This window comes from Emticicia sp. 21SJ11W-3 (assembly GCF_024138715.1).
Classification (GTDB): Bacteria; Bacteroidota; Bacteroidia; order Cytophagales; family Spirosomataceae; genus Emticicia; species Emticicia fluvialis.
Window position 1 is genome coordinate 4,749,877 of the sequence record NZ_CP092074.1, and the last position, 12,648, is coordinate 4,762,524.

12 protein-coding genes are annotated in these 12,648 nt (G+C 42.4%); 2 read left to right on the forward strand and 10 right to left on the reverse strand.

What is annotated here, in order from left to right; all coding sequences use genetic code 11:
* Positions 1 to 9: 9 nt before the first annotated feature.
* The gene (locus MB380_RS20105; protein WP_253530851.1) at positions 10 to 1,095 is read left to right on the forward strand and encodes a complex I subunit 1 family protein; all 1,086 of its coding nucleotides are present in this window, start codon (positions 10 to 12) and stop codon (positions 1,093 to 1,095) included.
* Here the strand turns inward: MB380_RS20105 and MB380_RS20110 are convergent.
* From MB380_RS20110 to MB380_RS20130, 5 genes are read right to left on the reverse strand one after another with little or no spacing between them, the layout of a single operon-like run.
* The gene (locus MB380_RS20110; RefSeq protein WP_253530854.1) at positions 1,092 to 1,877 is read right to left on the reverse strand and encodes a LytTR family DNA-binding domain-containing protein; all 786 of its coding nucleotides are present in this window, start codon (positions 1,875 to 1,877) and stop codon (positions 1,092 to 1,094) included. The two genes, MB380_RS20105 and MB380_RS20110, sit on opposite strands and share 4 nt — an antisense overlap.
* A gap of 1 nt (position 1,878) precedes the next feature.
* Positions 1,879 to 2,904, reverse strand: coding sequence for a sensor histidine kinase (locus MB380_RS20115; RefSeq protein ID WP_253530892.1), 1,026 nt, complete (start codon positions 2,902 to 2,904; stop codon positions 1,879 to 1,881).
* Entirely contained in the window at positions 2,901 to 3,587 is a 687-nt protein-coding gene (locus tag MB380_RS20120) for an ABC transporter ATP-binding protein (protein WP_101724580.1), read from the reverse strand. Before MB380_RS20120 ends, MB380_RS20115 begins: the two co-directional genes overlap by 4 nt.
* A 24-nt stretch (positions 3,588 to 3,611) precedes the next feature.
* On the reverse strand, positions 3,612 to 4,862 hold the full coding sequence (locus MB380_RS20125; RefSeq protein WP_253530894.1) for an ABC transporter permease: 1,251 nt from the start codon (positions 4,860 to 4,862) through the stop codon (positions 3,612 to 3,614).
* A gap of 27 nt (positions 4,863 to 4,889) precedes the next feature.
* Positions 4,890 to 5,990, reverse strand: coding sequence for an efflux RND transporter periplasmic adaptor subunit (locus MB380_RS20130; RefSeq protein ID WP_253530896.1), 1,101 nt, complete (start codon positions 5,988 to 5,990; stop codon positions 4,890 to 4,892).
* 251 nt (positions 5,991 to 6,241) lie between these two features.
* Here MB380_RS20130 and MB380_RS20135 point away from each other — a divergent pair, with 251 nt between their 5' ends.
* Positions 6,242 to 6,715, forward strand: a complete 474-nt coding sequence (locus MB380_RS20135) for a lipocalin family protein (protein ID WP_253530898.1) — start codon at positions 6,242 to 6,244, stop codon at positions 6,713 to 6,715.
* 59 nt (positions 6,716 to 6,774) lie between these two features.
* Here the strand turns inward: MB380_RS20135 and MB380_RS20140 are convergent, their stop codons facing one another.
* From MB380_RS20140 to MB380_RS20160, 5 genes are all read right to left on the reverse strand, one after another.
* Complete coding sequence (locus MB380_RS20140; RefSeq protein ID WP_253530899.1) at positions 6,775 to 7,236, reverse strand: regulatory protein RecX; 462 nt, start codon at positions 7,234 to 7,236, stop codon at positions 6,775 to 6,777.
* A 4-nt stretch (positions 7,237 to 7,240) separates the two neighbouring features.
* The gene (locus MB380_RS20145; RefSeq protein WP_253530901.1) at positions 7,241 to 9,064 is read right to left on the reverse strand and encodes an ABC transporter ATP-binding protein; all 1,824 of its coding nucleotides are present in this window, start codon (positions 9,062 to 9,064) and stop codon (positions 7,241 to 7,243) included.
* A 208-nt stretch (positions 9,065 to 9,272) separates the two neighbouring features.
* Positions 9,273 to 10,649: an MATE family efflux transporter gene (locus tag MB380_RS20150; protein WP_253530903.1), complete on the reverse strand. Its 1,377-nt coding sequence runs from the start codon at positions 10,647 to 10,649 to the stop codon at positions 9,273 to 9,275.
* A 261-nt stretch (positions 10,650 to 10,910) separates the two neighbouring features.
* Positions 10,911 to 11,579, reverse strand: a complete 669-nt coding sequence (locus MB380_RS20155; protein WP_253530906.1) for a bifunctional 4-hydroxy-2-oxoglutarate aldolase/2-dehydro-3-deoxy-phosphogluconate aldolase — start codon at positions 11,577 to 11,579, stop codon at positions 10,911 to 10,913.
* 31 nt (positions 11,580 to 11,610) lie between these two features.
* Positions 11,611 to 12,618, reverse strand: a complete 1,008-nt coding sequence (locus MB380_RS20160) for a sugar kinase (RefSeq protein ID WP_253530908.1) — start codon at positions 12,616 to 12,618, stop codon at positions 11,611 to 11,613.
* Positions 12,619 to 12,648 lie beyond the last annotated feature (30 nt).

A 12,648-nucleotide genomic window follows, 5' to 3' on the forward strand; every position in this document is an offset into this window, starting at 1 on the left:
TGCTACTAAATGATTCTTACGCTCGCTATATTTCTTGCTATTGTTTTTGCCAATGTGGTGGTCGGGGTTTATCTCGAGCGTAAGGTATCTGCTTTTATACAAGACCGCCTAGGCCCTATGGAAGTAGGCAAATGGGGGCTTTTGCAGCTCATTGCCGACTTACTGAAACTGATTCAGAAAGAAGATATTATTCCTGCCAATGCCGATCGTAATTTGTTTAAGTTTGCCCCTATCATGCTGTTTATGGTGGTTTTTGCAGGCTTTGCAGTTTTCCCGCTTTCGGCTGGTATGCCCGGCTCAGGCACTAAAACCGGGGTCTTTCTTTTGCTAGCCGTTGTTTCTTTAGATATTCTGGCTATTCTGATGGCAGGTTGGGCCTCTAACAACAAATATTCATTACTGGGAGCCATGCGCTCGGTAGCGCAGATTATCTCTTATGAAGTGCCTCTGGGGCTATCTGTACTTTGTGTGATTTTAATTACCCAGACGCTCGATTTACAGGAAATCAGTTTTCAGCAGGGTATTTTCTGGGACGAGAAAAACTATCTGTTTGGCATTAAGGCTTTGGGTGTTGAAACAAGCACTGTAGGTGGTTTTCTGACCTGGAATGTGTTCCGGAATCCGTTTCTGATAATTGTTTTTGTTATTTACTTCATAGCCTCTCTGGCTGAAAGCAACCGGGCGCCCTTTGACCTGCCCGAGGCAGAATCAGAATTGATATCAGGTTTTCATACTGAATATTCAGGTTTCAGATGGGCTATCATGATGCTCTCAGAATACGCCATGATGCTGCTGGTGTCGATACTTGGAGTTATACTTTTCTTAGGCGGCTGGAATACGCCTTTCCCCAACATCGGCCCGATTGAGCTGGCAAGCTGGACAAGCGGAGAGCCAGGGCATTGGTCTGGTAATCTCTGGGGGGCTTTCTGGTTGTTGTCTAAGTCTTATCTGCTGATTTTTGTTCAGATGTGGTTGCGATGGACCCTCCCGCGTTTGCGCGTAGACCAACTGATGCATCTATCTTGGAAAGTGCTTACGCCGTTTTGTCTTGTCTTTCTTTTGATTTCAGGTATCTGGCGTTTGCTGATGGTTTAGCCTTGCTCAAACCAGCCTCTAAACTGATGTGCCTTTTCTTTACTTATTACAATCTCTTCTTTAGTTGGCACCTGCAATTTTAGTTCTATTTTGCCTGTAAAGTGTGTTCTATAGCTTTCTATGGCCATTTTATTAACAATAAACTGCCTGTTAGCGCGGAAGAAATCATTAGGATTCAATAACTCCTCAACCTCATCTAACGAATTATAGTCGGTTATCAGCCTTTGGGTATCTTTTTCGCCGAATGTCTGCAACCAGATAACCTCATCTCTGTAAAAACAGGCAATCTTGCTATCGGCTACGGCCACAATGCTACGTTGGTGGTGGGCGGTAAAGCGCGTTTTATATTTCTGACTTAAAACCTTCGACTTCAAATCGGTCAACAGATTTTCCAGCTGTTCATGATAACTATCAGGTTTTACAACACCGCTGTTTCTTTTAAATTTTTCAAAGGCAATTCTGAGTTCTTCTTTATCAATGGGTTTCAGCAAATAATCAATACTGTTTAACTTAAAGGCTCTGATGGCGTATTCATCATAAGCTGTAGTAAAAATAATAGGGCAGCTGATTTCTGCCTCATGAAAGAAATCAAAGCTAACCCCATCTGATAGCTGTATGTCAGACAGGATAATATCTGGAGCCTGATGCGTTTCAAACCATTTTATGGCCTCTTTTACACTACCTATTGTGGCTAATAAAGTAGCTGTGGACTCAAGTTCTTTTACCAGATTGGCCAGATTTTTCGCTACCAGAGGTTCATCCTCAATTATCAGAATATTCATATCAAATCAAAGGTATAGTAACCGTAAAATACTGGTCTGTTTCTGTAACTGTAATTTCTCTGTTACTTAAAAAACCATAAAGTGTCTGCAGGTTAATCAGCCCCTGGCCGTTTGATGTCTCCAATTGTTTCTTTCTTTGTAGATTATTACTTATGGAAAGCACATCACCCTCACTTTTAATTTCAATTCTTAGCGGATTACTTTCATTAATTACATTGTGCTTCGTTGCGTTTTCTATCAGAATTTGTAAAGTAACGGGGGTAATTTGTAAGTCGAGCGTATCATCAGCTATATCAAAAACAATAACCAGTGCATCGGCGAAACGGGTTTTCAATAAACTTACATAGTTTTTTATAAACCCAAGCTCGGTTTCAAGGCTTACCAGCCCCTTCTCTTTACTTTTAAGTACATACCTGAACACCTTTGACAATTGCTGCAAAAACTCTCTGGCTAAAGCCGGGTCGTCCTGAATCAGGGAGTCGAGTGAGGTAAGACTGTTAAAAAGGAAATGTGGGTTCAGCTGGTTTTTCAGGTTATCAAACTGTACCTGCGATTTCTCTTTTTCAAGATTACTTGCCTTTAGCTGATTCTCCTGCCATTTCTGAATAGAGTAGTAGGTAAAGTGTGTCAGATTCAATAATCCAACTGCCAGTATCTGCGTAACTGTACCTGTTACCCGTGCCAGGTGTGTAAGCTCGCTACGAACCAGAAAGCGGAATTTCTCAATTCTGAATATCTCAATGCCGAGATACAACACCAGCCTTGTAAGTAAATTAAGAAAAACAAATGTAATAAGAATCTGTGGAATCAGGCGCTTGAAAACCCCTTCATCATAAGGTAGTACTTTGTCGAAATATGCATACAACTTTCTGAAAAATACCACCGTTGAAAACAACACGAAGCTGGATATTAAAGAAAGCAAAACATTTGTCTGGGCATCTATTTCAAAAACATACCATCTGATAAACGTTGAGCCGCTCACCATCAGGATTACTATTAACGCTATGATTTTATTCCTTTTGCTCATGAACTTTTATGACTTCTCAGAATCTGCCCGTCTGACATCTCAATAATCCTGTCGCTGCCTTTGGCAAAGTCGGGGTCATGGGTTACAGTAATAATGGTCTGGTGATTCTCATGGGCAATCTGCTTGAAGATATTAAACACAACCTCTGAGTTTTTCTTGTCAAGGTTACCGGTGGGTTCATCGCCCATTACAATGGTGGGGTCATTAATTAGCGCACGTGCAATAGCTACCCGCTGCTGCTGCCCACCTGAAAGTTTAGATGACTGTTTAAGCGCGTGGTCTTGCATATCTACCAGTTTAAGTTTCTGATAGGCCCTTTCTTGTACTTCTTTAGACGAATATTTGCCTAATTTAAGAGCGGGCAACATTACGTTCTGTAATACGGTAAACTCTGGCAGCAGGAAATGAAACTGAAATACAAACCCCAGGTGTTCGTTACGGAAGGCCGCCAGTTGGTCTTGCGTTTTGCCTGTCAGGCGCTCACCATTCATTTCAAGGTCTCCCTCATAATCGGTATCCATCGTAGAAAGTATGTACAGCAGAGTAGATTTACCGCAGCCCGACTTACCAATCAAAGAAAGAAACTCACCTTTCTCTGCATCGAAGGATATGTTTTTAAGTACCTGAAATTTTTCAGGTTCATAAAAGTATTTGTTGATATGATTAGCTGACAGAACTTTCATTGTTTGTAAAATAGACAGATATGTTTACCCTCTCAAAATAGCCACGGGGTCAATTTTTGCAGCTTTTCTGGCCGGGAAATACCCCGCCAGGATAGTGGTTATTACACCAAACCCTAAACCCATGATGTAATATTTGATATTGAAAATAACCGGGAAGGTCTTCACGTCCAGAAAATCCCCCGCATCAAATGGTGTCTTAGATAACAAATAACTTAAACCAAACCCAATGATTATGCCTAAAAGCGCACCTAAAACCCCAATAATTATAGACTGAATAAGAAACACTGCCACAATATCTTTGCCGCCAAATCCGGTGGCTTTCAGAATGGCAATGTCTTTCATTTTATTTACCACATTCATATTCATAATGTTGTAGATACCAAATCCGGCCACCACCAGCAGGGTTATTGACACAATAATAACCATGGCATTTCTGATTTTATCGCCCGACATAAAGGCCGAGTTGGCCTCGGCCCAGTCCTGGGTTTTATAGCCATATTGTGTTTTCAAAACCTTGGCGTAGTCAAGAGCGGCCTGAGAGTCTTTCATTTTTATGTGGATGTCGGTCACATAACTTTTATCTTTTTGCAGTATCTCCTGCACCATAGACATGTTAGCGTAGCATTTCACGCCGTCGACAGTCTGAATACCAAAGCCATAGATACCCACCACCTTTACCAGCTTCAGATTTCCTGTAGGCGTGGTTACTGTCAGTTTGTCGCCTACTTTCACGTTCAGATTACGCGCCAGAATGGTACCCATCAGAATTCCGTTCGGGTTTGACAACAAATCATCCATACTACCAGACTTAATCCGTTTTCTGATATTGTAGATTTTATCTTCCTTCAGAATTTCAACGCCTGATATCTGCCCTGAAACCGGGATTGGTCCTTTATTAAAAAACACCTGCGAGCTTATCTGCGGCGAAACCCCCAACACTGCCGGGTCTTTTTCAATATTCGCCACAATCTGCAATCCGCTTTTAATATTGGCCAGTTCGTTTTTGGGTAGCTGGTGATATATTACATTAAATGCACCCGGATTTACCTCGTCTATCAGGCTGGGGTGGTTACTGGTTATTTCTTTATAGATTCTTACATGAGGCGTGGCATCAAGGGCAGAGTCTTCCAGAAACTTGTTGACACCCTTAATAAACGAAATCATGACAATAAACATGGCTATACCAAACGTTACACCCAGCATGGCTATCAGGGTTTGTTTCTTTTTGGTAAGCAAATGCGTTTTTGCTATTTGAAAAGATATTTTTAAATCCATCGTATTAGCTTTAAATATCAATAGCCGTTAATTACCTGTTGTCACAATTGATTTTTCGTTCAGCCCGCCTTTTACCTCTACCAGGTCAAGGTTTTCTACGCCTTTGGTAATCTTTACTTTCTTTTTGTCACCGTTTTCCTCAATCCAGACCGAGTCATTACCAACAAGATAGGTTTTCGGAATGGTGAGCACACGCGGGTTCTGAGAGATAATAATGTTGCCCTCTAGCGTCATACCATAATAGGCGTTGGGTTTTTCACCAACAAATTCGGCATCTACCCTGAAGGTCTGGTCGGCTTTATTAAGCTTGGGGTAAAGTTTCGTTACCCTTGCTTTAAATACTTTGTTCTTGTACACGTCTATTTTCACCAGTACCTCCTGCCCGGGTTTTACTTTTGAAAAATCACCTTCATCAATGGCCAGTTGGGCATAAATTTCATTGGCGTCGCCTATTAATGCTATTTGTTCTCCTCTGCGCACCAGTTCTCCCTGTTTTTTATAAATCTCGTAAATCTTGCCTGCCTCAAAGGTTTTTATTCTGTAATTATCGCCTTCACGTGCATTTACTCTGAAGTTTGACTGCGAGTTCTGCAGGTCTACATATAACTGGCTTCGGGTTCTTTGCAATGCTTTCTGGCGAGTAGTAATTTCTGTTTTAGAGGTCTGATACGCCAACTCAGCCCGTTCATATTCAACGCGGGTGGTAGCGTTGCGGTCGTATAATTCTTTCTGACGAAAATAATTTACAGAGTCATTCGCCAGTTTGGTTCGGGCGCTCTGTAGCTGAGAGGTGAGCTCTGCCAGTACCGGAGAATTGGCACCGTAGTTAGTCTCTGACTGACGCAGAATATTGCCGGCTGCTTCCAGACGGGCGTCCTGAGAGATACTTTCCAACTGAAAAATCAACTGGTTCCTGGTAACCAGGTCTCCTTCAAATGCTGTCTGACGAATCAGAAAACCATCAGCATTGGCTGTAAGCCTGTATTCATTTTTCGGGTAGATATTCCCCGAGGCATATACAGCCTCAGTTAATGATTTATACGCAGGCGAGGTGGATTTCTCATTGCCGTTGTTGCAGGCAGCTATAAAAACCTGGATAAAAACCAGATAAATGAAAATCTTTTTCATGTGATGATGTCAATACAACTATTGATTGTCTTAAACCTTTTGAAACCCGTTTGCAGGTCCACTTTACAAATAGATAAGTAATATACAAAAGCATCAAGAAAACATGAACGAAACGGAAGAAAATAATAGTGAGACCCGTCTGTTTAACATTAATGAAAGGAAATTATTAAGCTGATTAAGAGACTACGTTTTGGTATTTTTTCGTTAATTGATAGATTAAAACGTTTTTACTCACTAAAAGACCTTTATTAATGAATATTTCAGTATTTCGCAGAGTAGCGGTATTGTTGGTTTTGGCTACAGTTTTGTTTGCAGTAACTAATTGTTCTAAAAAAGATGAGCCAACGGGGCAAAGTACGGGTATAGAAGGAAGATGGAAGTTTACAGCCGTTTATACGAAATCTGGCAATGCAGCCGAAGTAGATAACTTTGGTTTAATAGTAGCCGATTATCCCTGTTTTGCTAAAATTGAAATTACTTTCAAGTCTGATGGTTTTATATCAGCAAATGTGCCAACCGAATGTAAGGCAGTGGTAAATGACTTTGTGGGGAATGTAGACGGAAAAAAATACGAAGTAAAGAACGGGAAAATTACCATTCTGGATGGCTCGACCGTTATTCTGAATATGGACGTTACTTTTAAAGGTAACCAGATGGACTGGCTGGAAACCACCACATCGGGTGGCACTAGCAGTTCAACCAGACTAGTTTTAACAAAACAATAGAAACTGGCAGAACGTTAAATTTGAGGGCCTGGCATCTGGTAAATAACAGGCCCTCAAATTTAAGAAGCCATAGATTTGTTTATTACTTCCCAAACCAGATCACTTTCATAACCTTTGCCTATGGCGTAGCGTGCCAGCTTTTGTTTCAGTATCTGTGGGTGTTTTTCGGTGCGTAGTTCGTGCCGTTTCTTAGAAATCAGCTCATTGAGCGTAGCCAGATAGTCATCGTCTTCAATTTCAGCCATGGCCTCTCTGATGACGTGGGGCGATAATTTCCGGGCTTTCAGTTCATGCAGTATCTTTTTCCTGCCCCAATGTTTAACTCTGAACTTGCTTCCGGCAAATATTTTGGCAAAACGGCCTTCGTTCAGGTAATTCTCTTCTATCAGATACACAATTATTTCTTCGGCTTCGTCTCCATGCACGCCCCATTGCTGCAAGCGCTCACGCACTTCTGCTTGTGTGCGTTCCTGATAAGCGCAGTAATTTGCAGCCTTCACGAGCATATCCTTCCGAATCATGGCTTTAAAGCGTCTGTAACAAACTCAGTTTCTTATAAAATCCGTTCTCAATTTTCAACAATTCTTCATGGCTGCCTCTTTCAATAATTTCGCCTTTATGCACTACCAGAATCTCGTCGGCACTTTGTATGGTGCTTAATCTATGCGCAATAACCAGCGTGGTGCGGTTCTGCATCAGCTTCGTGAGGGCATCCTGCACCAGTTTTTCTGATTCTGTATCTAAGGCCGAGGTGGCCTCGTCCAGAATCAGTATAGGCGGATTCTGCAGAATGGCTCTGGCAATTGACAATCGCTGGCGTTGCCCGCCCGAAAGTTTGGTGCCTCTGTCGCCGATTACTGTCTGGTAACCCTCCGGTTGCTGTATTATAAAATCATGTGCATTGGCTATTCGGGCCGCTTGTATTACTTCTGCCTCTGTAACTGTTTTTCCGAAAGCAATGTTATTAAAAATGCTATCATTAAATAAAACGGCTTCCTGTGTTACTATGCCCATTAATCCACGAAGCGACTGCTGCGATACACGTTTCATAGACAGCCCGTCAATGAGTATTTCCCCGGCTGTAGGGTCATAGAACCTTGGCACTAAATCGGCAATGGTAGATTTACCACCCCCTGACGACCCCACCAAAGCGATAGTTTTACCTTTAGACAAGCCAAAATTGATGTTCTTCAATACCTGAACCGTACCATCATACGAAAAGTCTACATTCCTGAATGTTACGCTCTCGTTGAAATCGGTTATATCAACCGGGTTTTTATCATTCACCACTTCCGAGTGGCTGTCAATCAGGTTCAATACTCTTTCACCTGACGCCAAACCTCTTTGTGCTGAACTAAAGGCATTGGATATTTCTTTAGCCGGACGCATAACCTGAGAAAAAATGCCAATGTAGGTTATAAACTCTGCTGCTTCCAGTGTCGATTCGTTTGATAGAATCAATGACCCCCCATATAATAAAATACCTATTACCACAAAAACCCCCATGATTTCAGAAAACGGTGAGGCCATCTCTCTTCTGGAAGCCAGACTAAAAATTGATTTACGATAAGCCTGGTTTTCTTCTTTAAATTTGTTTGTTACAAAATTTTCGGCCACAAAGCCTTTTACCACGCGCATGCCGCCAAACACCTCGTCCATCAAACTAATCAGGTTACTCAGTCTTCTTTGTCCTTCGCCTGCATTGTGCTTCATTTTCTTTACCAGCGTAGAAATAAAAATGCCTGAAACCGGAATAACTAATAGCGCAAAGAGTGTGAGATTCCACGAAATGGCAAATAAAGTTACTATATACGACAAAAACAGGAAGAACTCTTTGGTAGCAGCCGAGAAGGTATTGGCAATTGAGTTTTCAACCTCTTGTACATCGGTTACAATACGTGATATCAGATTCCCCTTACGTTCGTTACTAAAAAAGCCCAGATGTAGATGTATGGCCTTGCTGAATACGGCCTGCCGTAGGTTGGCCACCATATTAGACTTGAAGTTTTCGAGGAGCCTGACACTGATGTACTTAAATATGTTTGACAAAACTATGGTAACACCCACGGTGCCACATACAAACTGTAAAGCACCCTGCTTACCGTTTTCTTTCAGGAAAGTAGCAAAGAAAAAATTAAACTGCTGAATGGGGTTGATGCCAGTGGGTGGCTTCAGCATACCCTTCATCTCCTCAGGGCTTACCTGGTTAAAAAGAACTTTTAACAGGGGTATTAACAATGTAAAATTCAATACGCCGAAAACACTTGCCAACAGGGAGGTTATAAGAAAAGGAACGATGAAGTTTCCTAATGGACGAGCGTATGAAAGTAATCTGAGGTAATTCTTCATTGAGCACACATCGGCTACCGCCGAGAATTTCTAAATATTACAATTTTAAAGGCAGCAAAGTTCGGAAAGATACAGTGATAAAACTAAGGATTAGATTAAAAAGCAGTAGCTGAAGGCAATACACCCCGGGTTAAAGCAATAAAAAACAAAATTACCGGTTAATTAATCTTATAAAAAACAAATGCCCGCCTGACGACGGGCACTCGTGCTACACCTGCATGGTTTTCCATTTGCCTCTTCTGAATACAAAGATGGCAATTACTGCCAGGATGGATTCGCTGATGGCAATTGACCAGAAAACCCCCGATGGCCCCCATTTGAAAGTAATTGCAAAAAGATAAGCCAGAGGTATTTCAAGCGCCCAGAAGCAAATCAGATTCATGATAGTGGGCGTTTTGGTATCGCCGGCTCCGTTTAATGACTGCCCTATAACCATTCCAAAACCAAAGAATACATATCCCAGACAAATAATCTGCAAACATAAAACGCCTACTTCTATTACCTTCGGGTTATCATTGAAGATGCCGATAAACTCTCGGGCAAAAACCGAGAAAATGATGCCTACCAGAAGCAGAAAACCCATATTATAAAGCGCGGTTCGCCAGACAGATTTCTCTGCTCTATCGGGTTTACCTGCTCCCAGATTCTGCCCTACCAGGGTGGAAGCTGCGTTAGACATACCCCAGGAAGGTAAAATGGTAAATACAATAATACGTATGGCAATGGTATAACCTGCCACTACATCGCTTCCAAAACTTGAAAGAATACGGGTCAGGAAAATCCAGCTGGCCGATTGTATCAGGAATTGGCCTGTACCGCCGGCGGCGATGTTAATCAGACTTCGGATAATTTCAGTATTAGGTTTAAACTGATCTCTGTCAATCTGCATATTACCATTGCCTTTAAAAATGGCATATAGCTGATAAATTACCCCAATGGTACGGCCGATACTGGTAGCTATGGCTGCCCCCTCTACGCCAAAGCCAAGAACGGGAATCAGCAGGGTGTCCATACCAATATTAATAAAATTGGCCAGAATGATTGATCTCATGGCCGTTGAGGCGTCGCCTGCGCCGCGTAGTGCGCCACTTAATGTGTACAAAAGTATGATAGACGGGCTACTGGCAAAAATTATCCGGGTAAAGCCTGCCCCCTTTTCAATCAGATGGGCGTCGCCTCCCATTAAACGTAAGATGTCTTCTGCAAAAGTAAAGCCCAGAATACCCACCGCTACACCAAATATCAACGAAATAATAATTACCTGCGCCATAGCCACACCGGCCCCTTTTTTGTTGCCTTCGCCCACACGGCGCGCCACAATGGCCGTAGCCGCAGTGCTTAAACCAATGGCTACCGAATAAATTAATGTTAGCACAGACTCGGTAAGCCCTACCGTTGCCACCCCTTCAACACCCACATAACGGGCCACAAAAAACGCATCAACAATAGCAAAGAGCGACTCGCCCACCATTTCCAGTATCATGGGTACCGATAATAGAAAGATTGCCCTGTTAATGTTTAACTCAGTATAATTTTGTTCTTCGCCACGAATGGCTTGTATCAATAATTTGAAAAATTTCCGCATGAATAAAACAGTTTATTGCCGTTTCAATACCATACCACCCCCGGCGGGAGACATAGAATAGAAAAATGAAAAAGAAAAAATGAATATAGCGCTACAACAAGTTATGAAGATAACTTATGTAAAAAACAAGAAGATAAGAAGATGTTCGCAATTAGCGAACCACAGCGGTAAATGACATGGGCTTTTTAATTTTTGTGCCGCAAAGATATATTTTTACGCTCACCACGCAAAATGTTTCAGAAAATAAAATACTACGCAATTTCAGGCCTTAACTTCTTTAATAATCTGTAGTGCATTGGCAACAATGCTGGTAACCTGTGCAAAATCTTTGGTTGCCAGCACTTCTTTAGGTACTAGTTGAGATCCGATACCAACGGCTGTTGCACCCGCGCCAAACCAGGTTTTCAGGCTTTCGGCGGTTGGCGAAACGCCTCCGGTAACCATTACCTGTACATCAGGCATTGGGGCTTTAAGGGCTTTTACAAATGCAGGCCCCAAAACCTCGCCGGGGAATATCTTGATAAATTCGGCGCCGGCCTGGCGGGCGTTGTAAATTTCAGTAACGGTCATTACGCCCGGCATCCAGGGTATCCCCGCTTCTACACAAACGGCCCCTACTTCGGGGTTCATAATAGGCGCCACAATAAAATTGGTGCCGATTTCAATATATTTTTTTGCCGTAGCCGCATCATAGATAGTACCAATCCCCAGAATCATCTCGGGCATTTCGGTCTCTGCAATGCTGACAAGCTCTTTAAAATTATTAAATGAATTTTCGGTACGGTTCGTAAACTCAAACACACGCACACCTGCCTGGTAGCATGCCCTTAATACACCAAGACAAATGTCGAGGTCGTTATGCGTAAACAATGGAACAAGGCCTGTGGCGCTAACCTGCGCTAAAGTTGTGTTTTTATCGAATCGTGCCATATCTGTAACTCAAATTTCTAATGTAAGTTTATTATCTTTTCAATCGACCGGATTTGTCGCCACTCATAACGGCTTCTACTTCCGGCACTGTTACCAGATTCTGGTCTCCCTCAATGGTATGTTTCAGGGCTCCTGCGGCTACCCCGAATTGCAGCGATTTCAGGTCGTCTTGTAATACCAGTTGTCCGTAAATAAATCCACCTAAAAAGGCATCGCCGGTACCTATTCTGTCTACAATGTGGGTAATATCCTGATAATCGGTTTCTATCAACTCTTCACCATTCCACATTTTTGCATTGTATTGGTTGTGTGATGCGCTCACCTGCACGCGGTCGGTATCTATCACCTTTTTCACGTTCGGATAATTCTCCATCAGTAGTTTACAAGCCTCTACAAACTTGCCTTTCTCGGCCGTTACTTTCAACGAGAAAATTTCTTCTATGTTCTTTCTGCTGGCCAGTATAATATCAGAGTACGAGGCCAGTTCAGGCAGAATATCCTGCGGCGTTTTGCCATACTTCCATAAGTTGCTGCGGTAATAAATATCAGACGAAACCGTTATACCCAGCTTTTTTGCGGTTTTAACGGCCTCCAGGCAAGCAATAGCTGCTCCTTCTGACAATGCCGGAGTAATACCACACCAGTGGAACCAATCGGCGCCTTTCAGGATTTCTTCCCAGTTAAACCAGCTTGGGTCAAGATTGGCAAAGGCAGAGTCCATGCGGTCGTAAACAATCTGGCTGGCGCGCATTACAGCACCTGTTTCCAGAAAGAATACCCCTACGCGGTCTCCTTCCAGTTTAACATGAGTGGTATCAATGCCTAAAAAACGCAGATACGCCTTCGCTTTTTGCCCCATCAGGTTGTTAGGGAAACAGGTAACGTGGGTGGCATCAAAACCAAACTTTACCAACGAGGCACCCACATTCATTTCAGTACCGCCAAAGGTAGCATTGAATGATTGGGCCTGCTCAATTTTCTGGAAATTAGGAGTTGATAACCGAAGGAGTATCTCACCGAATGTAACTATTTTAGGCATCTGTATTTGTGCTGAATCTTTTTAAAATCT

What these genes read in the sequence shown, in the direction of transcription:
- MB380_RS20125 (WP_253530894.1), bottom strand. Translation starts at nt 4,862, where the DNA reads ATGGATTTAAAAATATCTTTTCAAATAGCAAAAACGCATTTGCTTACC.
- MB380_RS20115 (WP_253530892.1), bottom strand. Translation starts at nt 2,904, where the DNA reads ATGAGCAAAAGGAATAAAATCATAGCGTTAATAGTAATCCTGATGGTG.
- MB380_RS20130 (WP_253530896.1), bottom strand. Translation starts at nt 5,990, where the DNA reads ATGAAAAAGATTTTCATTTATCTGGTTTTTATCCAGGTTTTTATAGCT.
- MB380_RS20145 (WP_253530901.1), bottom strand. Translation starts at nt 9,064, where the DNA reads ATGAAGAATTACCTCAGATTACTTTCATACGCTCGTCCATTAGGAAAC.
- MB380_RS20160 (WP_253530908.1), bottom strand. Translation starts at nt 12,618, where the DNA reads ATGCCTAAAATAGTTACATTCGGTGAGATACTCCTTCGGTTATCAACT.
- MB380_RS20135 (WP_253530898.1), top strand. Translation starts at nt 6,242, where the DNA reads ATGAATATTTCAGTATTTCGCAGAGTAGCGGTATTGTTGGTTTTGGCT.
- MB380_RS20105 (WP_253530851.1), top strand. Translation starts at nt 10, where the DNA reads ATGATTCTTACGCTCGCTATATTTCTTGCTATTGTTTTTGCCAATGTG.
- MB380_RS20120 (WP_101724580.1), bottom strand. Translation starts at nt 3,587, where the DNA reads ATGAAAGTTCTGTCAGCTAATCATATCAACAAATACTTTTATGAACCT.
- MB380_RS20140 (WP_253530899.1), bottom strand. Translation starts at nt 7,236, where the DNA reads ATGATTCGGAAGGATATGCTCGTGAAGGCTGCAAATTACTGCGCTTAT.
- MB380_RS20110 (WP_253530854.1), bottom strand. Translation starts at nt 1,877, where the DNA reads ATGAATATTCTGATAATTGAGGATGAACCTCTGGTAGCGAAAAATCTG.
- MB380_RS20155 (WP_253530906.1), bottom strand. Translation starts at nt 11,579, where the DNA reads ATGGCACGATTCGATAAAAACACAACTTTAGCGCAGGTTAGCGCCACA.
- MB380_RS20150 (WP_253530903.1), bottom strand. Translation starts at nt 10,649, where the DNA reads ATGCGGAAATTTTTCAAATTATTGATACAAGCCATTCGTGGCGAAGAA.